12 protein-coding genes are annotated in these 16,281 nt (G+C 70.6%); 7 read left to right on the top strand and 5 right to left on the bottom strand.

What is annotated here, in order from left to right; genetic code table 11:
- Nucleotides 1-544 (bottom strand): FMN reductase (locus ITI46_RS18365; protein ID WP_209240727.1); only part of this gene is annotated, 544 nt, incomplete at its 3' end.
- Nucleotides 541-1,635 carry an LLM class flavin-dependent oxidoreductase gene (locus tag ITI46_RS18360; RefSeq protein ID WP_209240733.1) on the bottom strand — a complete coding sequence of 365 codons (1,095 nt, stop codon included), beginning with the start codon at nucleotides 1,633-1,635 and terminating at the stop codon, nucleotides 541-543. The genes ITI46_RS18360 and ITI46_RS18365, both read right to left, overlap by 4 nt.
- 369 nt (nucleotides 1,636-2,004) lie before the next feature.
- On the opposite strand from ITI46_RS18360, the gene glnA2 reads away from it, so the two are divergent.
- Together glnA2 and ITI46_RS18350 are read left to right on the top strand one after the other, a co-directional pair.
- Nucleotides 2,005-3,366 (top strand): gamma-glutamylpolyamine synthetase GlnA2, encoded by a 1,362-nt coding sequence (gene glnA2 / locus ITI46_RS18355; RefSeq protein ID WP_209240726.1) that lies wholly within the window; start codon nucleotides 2,005-2,007, stop codon nucleotides 3,364-3,366.
- A 137-nt stretch (nucleotides 3,367-3,503) separates the two neighbouring features.
- Nucleotides 3,504-6,527 carry a bifunctional [glutamine synthetase] adenylyltransferase/[glutamine synthetase]-adenylyl-L-tyrosine phosphorylase gene (locus ITI46_RS18350; protein ID WP_209240732.1) on the top strand — a complete coding sequence of 1,008 codons (3,024 nt, stop codon included), beginning with the start codon at nucleotides 3,504-3,506 and terminating at the stop codon, nucleotides 6,525-6,527.
- A gap of 16 nt (nucleotides 6,528-6,543) precedes the next feature.
- Here the strand turns inward: ITI46_RS18350 and ITI46_RS18345 are convergent, their stop codons facing one another.
- From ITI46_RS18345 to ITI46_RS18335, 3 genes are all read right to left on the bottom strand, one after another.
- Nucleotides 6,544-7,410, bottom strand: coding sequence for a phosphatase PAP2 family protein (locus ITI46_RS18345; RefSeq protein ID WP_209240725.1), 867 nt, complete (start codon nucleotides 7,408-7,410; stop codon nucleotides 6,544-6,546).
- Between the two features lie 102 nt (nucleotides 7,411-7,512).
- Entirely contained in the window at nucleotides 7,513-8,526 is a 1,014-nt protein-coding gene (locus ITI46_RS18340) for a LacI family DNA-binding transcriptional regulator (protein WP_209240724.1), read from the bottom strand.
- A 25-nt stretch (nucleotides 8,527-8,551) separates the two neighbouring features.
- The gene (locus ITI46_RS18335) at nucleotides 8,552-10,258 is read right to left on the bottom strand and encodes a glycoside hydrolase family 13 protein (RefSeq protein ID WP_209240723.1); all 1,707 of its coding nucleotides are present in this window, start codon (nucleotides 10,256-10,258) and stop codon (nucleotides 8,552-8,554) included.
- 254 nt (nucleotides 10,259-10,512) lie between these two features.
- On the opposite strand from ITI46_RS18335, the gene ITI46_RS18330 reads away from it, so the two are divergent.
- Genes ITI46_RS18330 through ITI46_RS18310 form a run of 5 tightly spaced genes read left to right on the top strand, consistent with a single transcriptional unit; the run spans nucleotide 10,513 to nucleotide 16,277 of the window.
- The gene (locus tag ITI46_RS18330) at nucleotides 10,513-11,787 is read left to right on the top strand and encodes an extracellular solute-binding protein (RefSeq protein WP_209240722.1); all 1,275 of its coding nucleotides are present in this window, start codon (nucleotides 10,513-10,515) and stop codon (nucleotides 11,785-11,787) included.
- Between the two features lie 2 nt (nucleotides 11,788-11,789).
- Nucleotides 11,790-12,716 (top strand): carbohydrate ABC transporter permease, encoded by a 927-nt coding sequence (locus ITI46_RS18325; RefSeq protein ID WP_209240721.1) that lies wholly within the window; start codon nucleotides 11,790-11,792, stop codon nucleotides 12,714-12,716.
- A 10-nt stretch (nucleotides 12,717-12,726) separates the two neighbouring features.
- Nucleotides 12,727-13,557, top strand: coding sequence for a sugar ABC transporter permease (locus ITI46_RS18320; protein ID WP_209240720.1), 831 nt, complete (start codon nucleotides 12,727-12,729; stop codon nucleotides 13,555-13,557).
- Nucleotides 13,558-13,611: 54 nt separating this feature from the next.
- Nucleotides 13,612-15,267: a glycoside hydrolase family 13 protein gene (locus tag ITI46_RS18315; protein ID WP_209240719.1), complete on the top strand. Its 1,656-nt coding sequence runs from the start codon at nucleotides 13,612-13,614 to the stop codon at nucleotides 15,265-15,267.
- On the top strand, nucleotides 15,264-16,277 hold the full coding sequence (locus tag ITI46_RS18310; protein ID WP_209240718.1) for a LacI family DNA-binding transcriptional regulator: 1,014 nt from the start codon (nucleotides 15,264-15,266) through the stop codon (nucleotides 16,275-16,277). Before ITI46_RS18315 ends, ITI46_RS18310 begins: the two co-directional genes overlap by 4 nt.
- Nucleotides 16,278-16,281: the final 4 nt, after the last annotated feature.

The following is a 16,281-nucleotide window of genomic DNA, read 5'->3' as shown; positions in this document are numbered from 1 at the left end:
AGGGGGTGAGTCCGTCGTCCGGGGCGGCCCAGTCGTCGGTGGCCGCATAGACCGCGGTCGGCACCGTGACAGCCCGCAGATAGGTGAACAGCGGTCGCATGGCGTGCTCCAGCACCAGCGAGTGGCGTGGGGTGCCGCCGGTGGCGGCCAGGAGGACCGGCTTGCCCGCGAGGGTGTCCTGCTCCAATACGTCGAAGAAGGACTTGAACAGGCCGCTGTAGGAGGCGCTGAAGACGGGGGTGACGGCGATCAGGCCGTCAGCCCCTGTGATGTCGTCGATGGCCTCGCGCAGCGCCCCGCCGGGGAAGCCGCTGACGAAGTGGTGCGCGATCTCGGTTGCGACGTTCCGCAGCTCGACCGTGGTGACCTCCGCCTCCGTACCCTCCTCGCGGAGCGCGACCCGGGTGGCCTCCGCCAGCCGGTCGGCCAGCAGCCGGCTGGACGACGGGTCGCTCAGTCCGGCCGTGACGACGGCCAGCCGCACCTTCCGGGCACCTTCGGCAGCTCCGGCTCCTACAGCTCCGACAGCTCCTGCAGATGTCATACGGCAGCTCCCTCTCGTTCGGCACGCTCCGCGACCCGCGTCGCGTGCGTCGGCGCGTCGGCGACCCCCGCGGGGCGCATCGCGGCCATCTCCTTGCGCAGCACCGGCACGACCTCCTCACCGAGCATGTCCAGCTGTTCCAGAACGGTCTTCAGCGGCAGGCCCGCGTGGTCCATCAGGAACAGCTGGCGCTGGTAGTCGCCGAAGGACTCACGGAAGGTCAGCGTCTTGTCGATGACCTCCTGCGGGCTGCCGACGGTCAGCGGGGTCTGGTCGGTGAACTCCTCCAGGCTGGGCCCGTGCCCGTAGACCGGCGCGTTGTCGAAGTACGGGCGGAACTCGTTCACCGCGTCCTGCGACCTGCGCCGCATGAAGACCTGCCCGCCCAGGCCGACCAGGGCCTGCTCCCGCGTCCCGTGACCGTAGTGCTCGAAGCGGTCGCGATAGAGGTTGATCAGCCGTTTGAAGTGGTCCTTGGGCCAGAAGATGTTGTTGGCGAAGAAGCCGTCGCCGTAGTACGCGGCCTGCTCGGCGATCTCCGGGCTGCGGATCGAGCCGTGCCAGACGAAGGGCGGTACGCCGTCCATCGGGCGCGGGGTGGAGGTGAAGCCCTGCAGCGGGGTGCGGAAGCGGCCCTCCCAGTCGACGACCTCCTCGGTCCACAGCCGGCGCAGCAGCGCGTAGTTCTCGATGGCCAGCGGAATGCCCTGCCGGATGTCCTGGCCGAACCAGGGGTAGACGGGCCCCGTGTTGCCGCGGCCCATCATCAGATCGACCCGGCCCTCGGCGATGTGCTGGAGCATCGCGAAGTCCTCGGCGATCTTCACCGGGTCGTTGGTGGTGATCAGCGTGGTGGAGGTGGAGAGGATCAGCCGCTCGGTGCGGGCCGCCAGATAGCCGAGCATCGTCGTCGGCGAGGACGGCACGAACGGCGGGTTGTGGTGCTCGCCGGTGGCGAAGACGTCGAGCCCCACTTCCTCCGCCTTCAGGGCGATGGCCAGCATCGCCTTGATCCGCTCGTGCTCGCTCGGCGTCCGTCCCGTGGTGGGGTCGGGTGTCACGTCACCGACGGTGAAGATCCCGAACTGGATGGGGACCGTCGGGGTCGGGGTGGCCGTGGCCGTCTCCGTGCCTGTGTCCAGGTTCGTGGCCGTCATGATGCTCGCCGTCCTCGGGGTGTGCTCATCAGAGGTAGTTGATTATTGAACTAGATGCCTCCCTCAATGCTCCGGGGGCCTGGAAAATTCCAGGGCCCCCGGCCCTGGGAAATTCCAGCCGCACGGGCACACGGTGCTCCCCGGCGACCCCTGTGAAACGATCGAATGAGGGTGCGCGGGCAGGTGCGCGTGGAGACGACCGGCTCCGGGCACGCAATCTGCTGGAAACCCTGTGGTGCAATGCTGATACGGCCCCGTGTGCCAGGGGACCCGAGCGAACCTCTGACCTGCAAGGATAGGCCCATGGACAAGCAGCAGGAATTCGTCCTCCGCACACTGGAGGAGCGCGACATCCGGTTCGTCCGGCTCTGGTTCACCGATGTCCTCGGCTTCCTGAAATCCGTCGCGGTCGCCCCCGCCGAGCTCGAGCAGGCGTTCGACGAGGGGATGGGGTTCGACGGCTCGGCCATCGAGGGATTCGCCCGCGTCTACGAGTCCGACATGATCGCCAAGCCCGACCCCGGCACCTTCCAGATACTGCCGTGGCGGGCCGAGGCACCCGGCACCGCGCGGATGTTCTGCGACATCCTGATGCCGGACGGCTCCCCCTCCTACGCCGACCCGCGCTACGTCCTCAAGCGCGCGCTGGCCAAGGCGTCGGACCTCGGATTCACCTTCTACACCCACCCGGAGATCGAGTTCTACCTGCTCAAGGACAAGCCGGTGGACGGCACCCGCCCCGTCCCGGCCGACTCCTCCGGATACTTCGACCACACCCCGCAGAACGTCGGCATGGACTTCCGCCGCCAGGCCATCACCATGCTGGAGTCCATGGGCATCTCCGTGGAGTTCTCCCACCACGAGGGAGCCCCGGGCCAGCAGGAGATCGACCTGCGCTACGCCGACGCGCTGTCAACGGCCGACAACATCATGACGTTCCGCCTGGTCATGAAGCAGGTCGCGCTGGAGCAGGGCGTGCAGGCCACCTTCATGCCCAAGCCGTTCTCCGAATACCCCGGCTCCGGCATGCACACCCACCTCTCCCTCTTCGAGGGCGACCGCAACGCCTTCTACGAGTCCGGCGCCGAATACCAGCTCTCCAAGGTCGGCCGTTCCTTCATCGCGGGGCTGCTCACCCACGCGGGCGAGATCTCCGCCGTCACCAACCAGTGGGTCAACTCCTACAAGCGCATCTGGGGCGGCGCCAACCGCACCGCAGGGGAGGGCGGCGAATCGCCCTCGTACATCTGCTGGGGCCACAACAACCGCTCCGCGCTCGTCCGCGTACCGATGTACAAGCCCGGCAAGACCGGCTCGACGCGGATCGAGATGCGCTCCCTCGACTCCGGCGCCAACCCCTACCTCGCCTACGCCGTGCTGCTCGCCGCCGGCCTCAAGGGCATCGAGGAGGGGTACGAGCTGCCCGCCGGGGCCGACGACGACGTGTGGGCGCTCTCCGACGCCGAGCGGCGCGCCATGGGGATCGAGCCGCTGCCGCAGAACCTCGGCGAGGCCATCCACCTCATGGAGCGCAGCGAACTGGTCGCCCAGACCCTGGGAGAGCACGTTTTCGACTTCTTCCTGCGGAACAAGAAGCAGGAGTGGGAGGAGTACCGCAGCGAGGTCACCGCCTTCGAGCTGCGCAAGTCCCTGCCGGTGCTGTAAGGGCCCCGCTCCGTTCCGTGCGGGCCCCAAGCCCGGACCAGCGCTGAGCCGGAGGGACTACGTTGTAGTCCCTCCGGGGGCGGGGGATGCCCCCGGCGGAAGCGGGCAGGGGCCGGGAAAGGACAACAGGAGTGAGCGTGACACCAGACGGGCGGCGGGGCACCCGGTACGGGCGACTGTTGCGGCACGGCTTCACCGACCCGGAAACCGCGGCGCGCCTGCTCGACGGCCCGGCGCTCGCCCCCGTCCGTGACGATGCCCTCTTCCTGGACGCGCTCGGCGCCACCGCCGACCCGGACCTGGCCCTCTTCGGCCTGGTCCGGGTCATCGAATCCCTCGAGGCGCTGGACAAGGACGCGCAGGTCCTCCTCGACACCCTGCTGACGGCCAAGCCGCTGCGCGACCGGCTGCTCGGCGTCCTCGGCGCCTCCGACGCGCTGGCCGACCACCTCGCGAGCCACCCGCACGACTGGGAGGCGCTGGTCACCTACGAGTCGGCCGACCTGCACCCGGGGGTCGCCGAGTTCGAGGCGGCGCTGCGCGAGGTGGACGGGCCCGACGGGCTGCGCGTCGCCTACCGCAGGGCGCTGCTGTCCATCGCGGCGCGCGATGTGTGCGGCACCAGCGATGTGTCGCAGACCGCCGCCGAGCTCGCCGACCTGGCCACCGCCACCCTGCGCCGGGCGCTGGCCCTCGCCGAGACCGAGGCCCCGGAGGACGCGGCCGTCTGCCGGCTCGCCGTCGTCGCCATGGGCAAGGCGGGCGGCCATGAGCTCAACTACGTCTCCGACGTGGACGTCATCTTCGTCGCCGAACCCGCCACCGCGGGAGCGGGCGCCGGAGCCGCCGAATCCGGCGAAGGCGCCGAGCAGGCCCTCAAGGCCGCCACCCGGCTGGCAGCCCACATGATGCGGATCTGCTCCGACACCACAGCCGAGGGCACCATCTGGCCCGTCGACGCCAATCTGCGCCCCGAGGGCCGCAACGGCCCCCTCGTACGCTCGCTCAGCAGCCACCTCGCCTACTACCAGCGCTGGGCCAAGACCTGGGAGTTCCAGGCGCTGCTCAAGGCCCGTCCGGTGGCGGGCGACCAGGCCCTCGGCCAGGAGTACGTGGAAGCCGTCGCGCCGATGGTCTGGCAGGCGGCCGAGCGGGAGAACTTCGTCACCGACGTCCAGCAGATGCGCCGCCGCGTCGTCGCCAGCATCCCCGCCGCCCAGCTGGACCGCGAGCTGAAGCTGGGCCCCGGCGGGCTGCGGGACGTCGAGTTCGCCGTACAGCTGCTCCAGCTCGTACACGGCCGCAGCGACACCACGCTGCGCAGCCCCACCACGCTGGAAGCGCTCGACGCGCTGGCCGCGGGCGGCTATGTGGGCCGGCAGGACGCGGCGGCGCTGGATGCCGCGTACCGCTTTCTGCGCACCATGGAGCACCGAATCCAGCTGCACCAGCTGCGGCGCACCCATCTGATGCCCGAGTCCGAGGACGACCAGCGCCGCCTCGGCCGCTCGCTGGGTTACCGCAGCGAGCCCGTCACCGAGCTGCACAAGGCGTGGCGGCGGCACGCCTCGGCCGTACGCCGACTGCACGAGAAGCTGTTCTACCGGCCGCTGCTGGATGCCGTCGCACAGCTGGAGGCCGGGCACGAACGCCTCTCGCCCAAGGCGGCCCGGCAGCGCCTGGAAGCCCTCGGCTACGCCGACCCGGCCGCCGCGCTGCGCCACCTTGAGGCGCTGGCCTCCGGCGTCACCCGCAAGGCCGCCATCCAGCGCACCCTGCTGCCGGTGCTGCTGGGCTGGTTCGCCGACTCCGCCGACCCGGACGCCGGGCTCCTCGGCTTCCGCAAGATCTCCGACGCACTCGGCAAGTCGCCCTGGTATCTGCGCCTCCTGCGCGACGAGGGCGCCGCCGCCGAGAACCTGGCCCGGGTGCTGTCGGCGGGCCGGCTGGCGCCCGATCTGCTGCTGCGCGCCCCCGAGGCCGTCGCGCTGCTGGGCGACGAGCACGGGCTGCGCCCCCGGTCCCGGCCCGCGCTCACCCAGGAGACCCTTGCCGCCGTCGGCCGCGCCGAGGGCGCCGAGGCAGCCGTCGCAGCGGCCCGCGGGGTGCGGCGCCGGGAGCTGTTCCGTACCGCCGCCGCCGACCTGATCGGCGCGTACGGCACCGAGGACGTGGCCCAGCAGGAGCCGGGCGAGGCGCTGGACCGGGTCGGCGACGCGCTCACCGACCTCAACGCCGCCACCCTCGCCGGAGCGCTGCGCGCCGCCGTCCGCGAGCAGTGGGGCGACGAGCTGCCCACCCGGTTCGCCGTCATCGCCGTCGGCCGCTTCGGCGGGCACGAGATGGGCTACGGCTCCGACGCCGACGTGCTGTTCGTCCACGAGCCCCGCGAGGGCGTCAGCGAACACGAGGCGGGCAAGGCCGCGTTCGCGGTCGCCACCGAGATGCGGCGGCTCCTCCAGCTGCCGACCTCCGACCCGCCGCTGGTCATCGACGCCGACCTGCGCCCCGAGGGCAAGTCAGGGGCTCTCGCCCGCTCGCTCAGCTCCTACGCCGCCTACTACGACCGCTGGTCCGTGGTCTGGGAGAGCCAGGCCCTGCTGCGGGCCGAGTTCGTCGCGGGCGACGCCGGACTGGGGGAGCGGTTCATCCAGCTCATCGACCCCCTGCGCTATCCGGCCGGGGGCCTGGCCGACGACGCCGAGCGCGAGATCCGCAAGCTCAAGGCCCGCATGGAGAGCGAACGGCTGCCGCGCGGCGCCGACCCCACGACCCACGCCAAGCTGGGCCGTGGCGGGCTCACCGACGTCGAGTGGACGGTGCAGCTGACGCAGCTGCGGCACGGCGCGGAGGTTCCCGCGCTACGGACCACCCGGACGCGGGCCGCGCTCGCCGCCGCGCGGGAAGCCGGTCTGATCGAAGCCGACGACGCCGACGTACTCGACGAGGCGTGGGTGCTGGCCTCGCGGGTCCGCAACGCCGCGATGCTCGTGCGGGGCCGGCCAGGTGACACCTTCCCCTCCGAGTCCCGGGAGCTCGCCGCCGTCGGGCGCTACCTCGGCTACGAGCCAGGGCACGTGGGGGAAATGCTGGACGACTACCGCCGCGTCACCCGCAGGGCGCGAGCGGTGGTGGACCGGCTCTTCTACGACGCGGAGTAGCCCCCCGGCCGCCCCCTCACGCAGATGAGGCGGCCAGCCGCGGCAGGCGGTAGGAGACGCGCCCGTACCAGGCGTAGGAGATGCTGAAGCCCAGCCCGAGACAGAGCAGCCCGCCCACGGCGTCGAGCCAGAAGTGGTTGGCCGTACTGACGATGACGGTCAGCGTGGCGAGGGGATAGAGCACCCCCAGCACCCGCGCCCACACCGGCCGGGCCAGCATCGCGATGGTGATCCCGCACCAGACGGACCACCCTATGTGCATCGAGGGCATGGCCGCGTACTGGTTGGACATCTGCGCCAGGTTCCCCGACGCCATGGAACCCCACGTCTGGTGCACCTGCACGGTGTCGATGAAGTGCCCGCCGCCCATCAGCCGCGGCGGCGCGAGGGGGAAGAGGTAGTAGCCCAGCAGCGCACTGCCGGTGGTGGCGAACAGCACCAGCCGCGTCGCGCCGTACCGCCCCGGATGCGCGCGGTAGAGCCACACCAGCACTCCGATGGTCACTATGAAGTGCAGCGTGGCGTAGTAGTAGTTCATCGTGACGATCAGCCACGTCACCCCGCCCACCGCATGGTTGATGGAGTGCTCGACGGCGATGCCCAGCGCGTGCTCCGTACGCCAGATCCAGTCGGCGTTGCGCAACGCCTCGGCGCGCTGCTCCGGGACCGCGTTACGGATGAGGGAGTACGTCCAGTAGCTGACCGCGATCAGCACGATCTCAAACCACAGCCGGGGGTGCCGGGGGGAACGCCACCGCGTCAGGAGCTCGCGGCCCCCACCCGCGGAGCGCACCCCGCCGGCCTGCGCGGCACTCGGCTCCGCCGGGGCTTCGGTGGTCTCCTGCGGGCCGGCTTCTTCTGTCCTCGTGGTCGGTACCCCCATAGAGCGACAGTCTGCCAGACGGGGGCCATGGGCCGATCATCCTGCGGTCGGGTCTTGGCCACCCAGCGTCGTACCGTCGGTGGACCCCTGGGACCACTTCGCCTAAGGGTTCTGCCTACAGGACGCCGTGGAGCCCCGAACCACCAACTCCGGCAGAAAGACGAACTCACTGTGCGGCGCCGGAGTACCCCCGATCTCCTCCAGCAGCGCCCGTACGGCGGCCTGCCCCATCGCGGTGACGGGCTGCCGTATGGTCGTCAGCGGCGGATCGGTGAAGGCGATGAGAGGGGAGTCGTCGAACCCGATGACCGAAACATCGCCGGGCACCGACAACCCCCGCTGCCGCGCAGCGCGAATCGCACCGAGCGCCATCATGTCGCTGGCACACACCACAGCGGTGCAGCCCCTCCCGAGCAGTGCGCCGGCCGCGGCCTGCCCGCCCTCCAGGGTGTAGAGGGAGTGCTCGATCAGCTCGGCGGCATCACCGCGGAAGTGCTCCCGCATGGTCCGCGTGAAGCCCTCGATCTTGCGCTGTACGGGCACGAAGCGCTCCGGGCCGAGTGCCAGCCCGATGCGCTCATGGCCGAGCGAGACCAGATGGGTGACGGCCAGCCGCATCGCGGCGCGGTCGTCGGGCGAGACGAACGGCGCCCGCACCCCTTCGGAGAAGCCGTTGACGAGGACGAAGGGCACGCCCTGGCCGTGCAGGCGCTCGTAGCGCCCGACGTCGGCCGTGGTGTCGGCGTGCAGCCCCGAGACGAAGATGATCCCGGCGACGCCCCGGTCCACCAGCATCTCGGTCAGCTCGTCCTCGGTCGAGCCGCCGGGGGTCTGGGTGGCGAGCACGGGTGTGTAGCCCTGCCGGGTGAGGCCCTGCGCGATGACCTGGGCGAAGGCCGGGAATATCGGGTTCTCCAGCTCGGGGATGATCAGCCCCACCAGGCCCTCGCTGCGGCGCCGCAGCTTGACGGGACGCTCGTAGCCGAGCACGTCGAGGGCGGCCAGCACTGATTCGCGGGTGGTCGCTGCCACTCCCGGCTTGCCGTTGAGCACCCGGCTGACAGTGGCTTCGCTGACCCCCGCTTGTGCTGCGATGTCAGCTAGCCGCGCGGTCACAGGACTGGACCTTACCGGCCCTGCATCACGCTGCCCACCAGGTGCAGGAATTCGCCGGGATCCGCAGCTGTCCGGCAGGCGCTCCGGCCTCCATGGAATCCCGGGACTCCTCGGGCACCGAGGAGAGCAGCAGCTCGCCGGGGGGCGCCAGATCGACCGGCTCGTCCCTGGTGTTGAGGAGGCACACCAGGTCGGGCCGGGAGAGTGCGAGCACGCCGTCGGGCGCCTGGAGCCACTCCATCGCGCTGTCGCCGAGCCCCGGCAGCAGTTTGCGCAGCCGCAGCGCCGTCCGGTACAGCTCCAGGGTGGAGAGCGGGTCGCCGGTCTGCGCCTGGACGGACAGCTTCCGCCAGTCCGCCGGCTGCGGCAGCCAGCTTCCGGCGGGGCCGAAACCGTAGGAGGGCCCGTCCGTCTCCCACGGCATCGGCACCCGGCAGCCGTCGCGCAGCCCCTCCTGGCCGTCGCCCACGCCGGAGACGGCGCGGAAGAACGCGGGGTCCTGGCGCGCCTCGTCGGGCAGTTCGGTCACCTCCGGCAGGCCCAGCTCCTCGCCCTGGTAGAGGTAGACGGAGCCGGGCAGCGCGAGCATCAGCAGCGCGGCGGCGCGGGCCCGCGCCAGCGAGCCGAGCCGGGTGCGGTGGCGTACGACGTCGTGGTTGGAGAGCACCCAGGTGGTCGGGGCGCCGACCGAGGTGGTGGCGGCCATCGACTCCTCGATCACCTTCCGCAGCTGGCCGACGTCCCAGCCGGCCTTGAGGAAGTGGAAGTTGAACGCCTGGTGCAGCTCGTCGGGGCGTACGTAGAGCGCCAGCCGCTCAGCGGTCGGTGCCCATGCCTCGGCGACGCCGATCCGGTCGGGGCCGTAGGACTCCAGCAGCCGGCGCCAGGAGCGGTGGATCTCGTGCACCCCGTCCTGGTCGAAGAACGGCAGCTGCTGGGCGCCGATCATGCGGGCCTGACTCCGGGCGCCGACGTCGGGCAGCCCTTCGGCCTTGACCATGCCGTGCGCGACGTCGACACGGAACCCGTCCACGCCCATGTCCAGCCAGAACCGCAGCACGGAGTCGAACTCCTCGTGCACCCGCGGGTGCTGCCAGTTCAGGTCCGGCTGCTGGGGGGCGAACAGGTGCAGATACCACCGTCCCGGCGCGCCGGGCACCTGGGTCCAGGCGGGGCCGCCGAAGACGGACTTCCAGTCGTTGGGCGGCAGCTCGCCGTGCTCGCCGCGGCCGTCGCGGAAGTGGTAGCGGGCCTGGGCCTCCGGGTCGCCGGCCAGCGCACGCAGGAACCAGGGGTGCTGGTCCGAGGTGTGGTTGGGGACGAGGTCGAGGATGATCCGCAGCCCGAGCGCGTGCGCCTCGGCCACCAGCGCCCGGGCGTCGGACAGTTCGCCGAAGCGGGGGTCGACGGCGCGGTAGTCGGACACGTCGTAGCCGCCGTCCGCCTGCGGGGAGGCGTAGAACGGCGTCAGCCATACGGCGTCCACGCCGAGCTCGGTGAGGTAGGGCAACCGCTGCCGTACCCCGGGCAGATCGCCGATCCCGTCGCCGTCGCTGTCGGCGAAGGAGCGGACGTAGATCTGGTAGATGACGGCGTCCCGCCACCAGCCCAGCGAGGACTGTGGAGGGCGTGCCGCGGGTGCGGGGTCGGAGGCGACGGTCTGCTGCGAGACGGCGCGCGGGGTGTTCGCGCGCGGGGCGTTCGCGTGCGGGGTGGTGGCGTGCTGGGTCACAAGTCTTCCCCATCGGGCGGGACCCGGTACCGGTCGTACGGGTCGCGAAGTGCGGCAAGCCAGTGTCAAGGGTGACAACGCGGACACGTCCCGGGAGTTACGTGCGGTCTTGCGGCGGCCCGCATCCTTGCAGAAATTTGCGGCAAGGTCTTTCCACCGGATGTCAGCGCTGTTACGTTCCTCCGCAGCCGGGCGCCGCCACAGGCCGGCAGTTGCCGTTGCGTGCGCCCTTTCACCTTGCGGAGGGATCGGACATGCGGCGTGGCATAGGCGCCACCGCGCTGGTTGCGGGGCTGGCACTTGCGGCAACGGCTTGCGGCGGCGGTTCGGACGGTGCCGGCAACGGCTCGAGCGGCAAGATCGAGGGGACCGTCACCTACTGGGATACCTCGAACGACGGCGAGAAGGGCACCTACAAGAAGATCGCCGAGGACTTCGAGAAGAAGCACCCGAAGGTGAACGTCAAGTACGTCCACGTCAACTTCGGCGACGCCAACCAGAAGTTCAAGAACGCGGCAGGCGGCAACTCGGGAGCCCCCGACGTGATGCGCACCGAGGTCGCCTGGGTCGCCGACTTCGCCAACCTCGGCTACCTCGCCCCGCTGGACGGCACTCCCGCGCTCGACAACGAGTCCGACTACCTCAAGACGGCAGCGGGCTCCACGAAGTTCAAGGGCAAGACCTACGCGGTGCCGCAGGTCACCGACACCCTCGGCCTCTTCTACAACAAGCGGCTGCTGAAGAAGGCGGGCGTCGAAGTGCCCACCTCCTTCGCCGGCCTGAAGAAGTCCGCCAAGAAGATCAAGGACAAGACCGGCGCCACCGCGCTCTATCTGCGCGGCGACGACCCCTACTGGTTCCTGCCCTACCTCTACGGCGAGGGCGGCGATCTGATCGACGCCAAGCGCAAGAAGGTCACCGTCGACCAGAAGCCCGGTGTGCGGGCCCTCGCGACGATGAAGGACCTCGTCGACTCCAAGGCGGCGATCACCGACTCCAGCGACGGCCAGGAGAACGGCATCAAGGCGTTCCAGGAGGGCAAGGTCGCCATGATCGTCGACGGCCCCTGGGACATCGCACTCGCCCGCGAGGGCAAGGAGTTCAAGGGCGCGAACAAGGACAACCTCGGCGTCGCCCCCGTCCCGGCCGGCAGCAGGGCGCAGGGGTCACCGCAGGGCGGCTGGAACCTCTCGGTGTACGCCGGGACGAAGAACATGCGCGCCGCGCAGGAGTTCGCCAAGTACATGAGCAGCGCCGAGGTGCAGGCCCGCACCACCGAGGAGCTGTCGCTGCTGCCGACCCGGAAGTCCGTCTACGAGCGCGAGGCCGTGCGCAGCAACGAGATGGTGAAGTTCTTCCGGCCCGCCGTCGAGAAGGCCGTCCAGCGGCCGTGGATCGCCGAGAGCAACTCCCTCTTCGAGCCCATCCGGGTCGGCGTCGACGGGGTACTCGCCGGGGGCAAGTCGCCGCAGGAAGCCGCGGACAAGACCGGTGACGAGTTCCGCAAGCTCCTGAAGGACTACAAGTAGCAATGAGCCGGCTGCGAAACTGGGCGGCGAGACACTGGTACGCGTGGGTCATGGTCGCCCCGGTGACCCTGGTCATCGGGCTGATCATCGGCTACCCCCTCACCCGCGGTGTCTACCTCTCGCTCACCGACGCCGACGAGGCCAACGTCGAACGCACCATCGGCGTCAACCACATCCCGGCCACCTATGAATTCACCGGCCTGGACAACTACAAGGCGATCCTGACCGACAGCGTCTTCTGGGACCGCCTGGGCTGGACTGCGGTGTGGACCGCCGGATGCGTCGGCGTCACCTTCACCCTCGGGCTGACCCTCGCGGTCATGCTCAACCGCAAGGTGCGCGGCCGCTCGTTCTACCGGGTCGCCATGATCGTGCCCTGGGGCATCCCGGCCTTCGTCTCCGTCTTCGCCTGGAAGATGCTCTTCAACGAGAAGAATGGCCTGCTCAACAAGGTGCTGGACGGCGGCGGCATCGACGGCGTCCCCTGGCTGGGGGACCCGACGTGGGCGAAGGTCTCCGTGATCGCGGTCAACGTCTGGCTCGGCGTCCCGTTCATGATCGTCGCAATGCTGGGCGCGCTCCAGGCGATACCCGGCGAGCTGTACGAGGCCGCCGAGATGGACGGCGCCGGACCCTGGCAGCGGTTCCGCAACATCACGCTGCCGGGCGTGCGTTCGGTCAGCAGCACGGTGATCCTGCTGAGCACCATCTGGACGTTCAACATGTTCCCGGTGATCTTCCTGCTCACCAAGGGCGGGCCCGAGGACTCCACGGAGATCCTGGTGACGTACGCGTTCCGGCTGTCCTTTGTCAACAGCCCCCGCGACTTCGCCACATCGGCCGCCTGGGGTGTGCTCATCCTGCTGCTGCTCTCCCTGTTCACGGTCGGCTACCGGCGGGCGCTGCGCCGCCAGTCAGAGGCGTGGTGAGGACGCGACCATGAGAACGACGAAGAGAAGCCCGCTCGCCTCCGCCGGACTCCACGCCGGTCTGCTGCTGGGCACGGTGTGTGCGCTGTTCCCGCCGCTGTGGCTGCTGGTGACCTCGTTCAAGCCGAAGAGCGAGTCGTTCACCACGGCGCTGGTGAAGGACTTCACCTTCGCCAACTACCGGCACGTCATCGCCGACACCCACTTCCTGACCTGGTTCGGCAACTCGCTGGTCGTGGTCGTCGGCACCACCGTCATCGGTGTCCTGGTGGCCGCCTCCACCGGGTACGCGCTCAGCCGGTTCCGCTTCCCCGGGATGCGGCCGCTGATGTGGGTGCTGCTGATCACGCAGATGTTCCCGATGGCCGTGCTGATCGTGCCGCTGTACAACACGATGGCGAAGCTGGGGCTGCTCAACCAGCCGGTGGGGCTGATCATCACGTATCTGACGATCGCCGTGCCGTTCTGCGCGTGGATGATGAAGGGGTTCTTCGACACGATCCCCGTCGACATCGACGAGTCGGGCCGGGTGGACGGGCTCACCCCGTTCGGCACCTTCTGGCGGCTGATCCTGCCGCTGGCCAGGCCGGGGATCGCCGTCACCGGGTTCTACACCTTCGTGACCGCGTGGGCGGAGGTCGCCTACGCGACGGCGTTCATGACCGGCGAGGAGAACCTGACCCTGGCGGGCGGCCTGCAGACCTTTGTCAACCGTTACGGGGCCGACTGGGGCTCCATGACGGCGGCTGCCGTTGTCATCGCCGTACCGGCTGCCGTTGTTTTCGGCTTCGCCCAGCGGCATCTGGTGGGCGGGCTGACAGCTGGAGCGACCAAGTCTTAGGACACAGGCTCGCGCCCCTGACGGGGTGCGTCACCTCAACTCTTCAGGGACGACATGACTCAGCACAGCAGTGCACCTCAGGCCGAAGGCGCCGTGGAAGAGGCTGCTCCGGCGGAGCCGCCCCGCACAGCCGGGTGGTGGCGGGATGCGGTGATTTATCAGGTGTATCCGCGCTCGTTCGCGGACGGCAACGGTGACGGCATGGGCGACCTGCCCGGCATACGGAAGAGGCTGCCGCATCTCGCCGAGCTCGGTGTGGACGCCGTGTGGCTCAGCCCCTTCTACGCCTCGCCGCAGGCGGACGCCGGATACGACGTGGCCGACTACCGCGCCATAGACCCGATGTTCGGCACGCTGCACGACGCGGACGCGCTGATCAGGGACGCGCACGCGCTCGGGCTGCGCGTCATCATCGACATCGTTCCCAACCATTCCTCCGACCAGCACGAGTGGTTCAAACGCGCCCTCGCGGGGGATCCGGCAGCGCGGGAGCGCTACCACTTCGTGCCCGGCAAGGGCGCGGCGGGCGAACTGCCGCCGAACGACTGGGAGTCCGTCTTCGGCGGGCCCGCGTGGAGCCCGGTGCCGGGCTCGCCTGGCCTGTGGTATCTGCACCTGTTCGCGCCCGAGCAGCCCGACTTCAACTGGGACCACCCCGCCGTCCGCGACGAGTTCCGCTCCGTACTGCGGTTCTGGCTGGACCTGGGCGTGGACGGCTTCCGGATCGATGTGGCGCACGGCCTGGTCAAGGCGGCCGGGCTGCCCGATATGGGCGGCACCGAGCAGCTGAAGCTGCTGGGCACGGCCGAGCTGCCGTTCTTCGACCAGGACGGCGTGCACGAGATCTACCGCTCCTGGCGGCAGGTGCTGGACGAGTACCCGGGCGACCGCGTCGGTGTCGCCGAGGCGTGGACGCCCAGCGCCGAGCGCACCGCGCTGTACGTACGCCCTGACGAGCTGCACCAGGCGTTCAACTTCCACTACCTCAACACTGGCTGGGACGCCGCCGCGCTGCGCGAGGTCATCGACGCCTCCCTCACCTCGCTCGGCGCCGTCGGCGCGCCCGCCACCTGGGTGCTCTCCAACCACGACGTCGTACGCCACCGCACCCGGCTCGGCGGCGGCCACGCACGCGGGCGCGCGGCGTCGCTGCTGATGCTGGCGCTGCCCGGCTCCGCGTACCTCTACCAGGGCGAGGAGCTGGGGCTGCCGGAGGTGACCGAACTGCCCGACGAGGCGCGCCAGGACCCCTCTTTCTTCCGGGACAACGGCCAGGACGGGCTCCGCGACGGCTGCCGGGTGCCGCTGCCCTGGGCCGAGGAGGAGACCGCGGACGGCGGCAGCTCCTACGGCTTCGGCAGCGGCGGCAGCTGGCTGCCGCAGCCGCCCGGGTGGGGCGCGCTCTCCGTCACCGCCCAGACCGGTGACCCCGCATCCACCCTGGAGCTCTACCGCACCGCGCTGCGGCTGCGCCGGGAGCGGCCCGAGCTGGGCGACGGCGAACCGCTGCGGTGGCTCCCGGCCCCCGAAGGCGTGCTGGCCTTCCGGCGCGGCGCGTTCGTGTGCGCGGCCAACACCCGCGGCGAGCCGGTACGGCTGGACCTGCCGACCGGCGAACTGCTGCTGGCCAGCCGTCCGTTGACCGAGCAGGAAGCGGCCGGCGAGGCCGGGCTGCCCGGCGACACTACCGCCTGGTGGGCCGCCGGATGACCGGTGCCCTCACCGCGCGCCTCGCCGACATCGCCGCGCAGGCCGAGGTCAGCGAGGCCACGGCGAGCCGGGTGCTGAACGGCAAGCCCGGCGTGGCCGCCGCCACCCGGCAGCGGGTGCTGGCCGCGGTCGACGTGCTCGGCTACGAGCGCCCCGCGCGCGCCCGGCAGCGCAGCGCGGGGCTGGTCGGGCTGGTCATCCCGGAGCTGACCAACCCGATCTTCCCGGCGTTCGCGCAGGTCATCGAGGAGTGCCTGGCCGGCTACGGGTTCACGCCCGTACTGGGGACGCGGATGCTGGGCGGCGCGACCGAGGACGAACTGGTCGGCCAGCTCGTCGAGCGCGACGTCTCCGGCATCATCTTCCTCTCCGGCCTGCACGCCGACCTGACCGCCGACCCGTCCCGCTACACCAGGCTGGCCGAACGCGGGGTGCCGTTCGTGCTGATCAACGGCTACAACGACAGCATCAGCGCACCGTTCGTCTCCCCCGACGACCAGGCCGCCGCCGCGATGGCCGTCCACCACCTGCTCCAGCTGGGCCACCGCCGCATCGGGCTGGCCGTCGGCCCGGAGCGGTTCGTGCCCACCCGGCGCAAGGTCGCGGGCTTCACCCGGGCCCTGGGGGAGGCCGGGATCGAGCCGCGTATCCAGCACACCCTCTTCACCGTCGAGGGCGGTCACGCAGCGGCCGGTGCCCTCATCGAGGAGGGCTGCACCGGCATCGTGTGCGGCAGCGATCTGATGGCACTGGGAGCGGTACGCGCCGCCCGGCAGCGCGGCCTCGCGGTGCCGGGCGAGGTCTCGGTGGTCGGCTACGACGACTCCGAGTTCAACGCCTTCACCGACCCACCGCTGACCACCGTCCGGCAGCCCGTGCGGGCCATGGCGAACGCCGCCGTCCACGCCCTGCTGGAACCCATGGGCGGCAGCCCGATGGCCGACACGGAGTTCGTCTTCCAGCCGGAACTGGTCGTACGGGGCTCCACGGCGCACGCACCGGCACGGTGAGGCC

Origin of the sequence: Streptomyces oryzae, from assembly GCF_017676365.1 — a bacterium.
In the GTDB taxonomy this organism is placed as follows: Bacteria; Actinomycetota; Actinomycetes; order Streptomycetales; family Streptomycetaceae; genus Streptomyces; species Streptomyces oryzae.
Note: the sequence above shows the minus strand (reverse complement) of the source record. Positions and strands in the feature narration are given on the sequence as shown.

What these genes read in the sequence shown, in the direction of transcription:
- ITI46_RS18325 (WP_209240721.1), top strand. Translation starts at nt 11,790, where the DNA reads ATGAGCCGGCTGCGAAACTGGGCGGCGAGACACTGGTACGCGTGGGTC.
- ITI46_RS18315 (WP_209240719.1), top strand. Translation starts at nt 13,612, where the DNA reads ATGACTCAGCACAGCAGTGCACCTCAGGCCGAAGGCGCCGTGGAAGAG.
- ITI46_RS18310 (WP_209240718.1), top strand. Translation starts at nt 15,264, where the DNA reads ATGACCGGTGCCCTCACCGCGCGCCTCGCCGACATCGCCGCGCAGGCC.
- ITI46_RS18345 (WP_209240725.1), bottom strand. Translation starts at nt 7,410, where the DNA reads ATGGGGGTACCGACCACGAGGACAGAAGAAGCCGGCCCGCAGGAGACC.
- ITI46_RS18330 (WP_209240722.1), top strand. Translation starts at nt 10,513, where the DNA reads ATGCGGCGTGGCATAGGCGCCACCGCGCTGGTTGCGGGGCTGGCACTT.
- glnA2 (WP_209240726.1), top strand. Translation starts at nt 2,005, where the DNA reads ATGGACAAGCAGCAGGAATTCGTCCTCCGCACACTGGAGGAGCGCGAC.
- ITI46_RS18320 (WP_209240720.1), top strand. Translation starts at nt 12,727, where the DNA reads ATGAGAACGACGAAGAGAAGCCCGCTCGCCTCCGCCGGACTCCACGCC.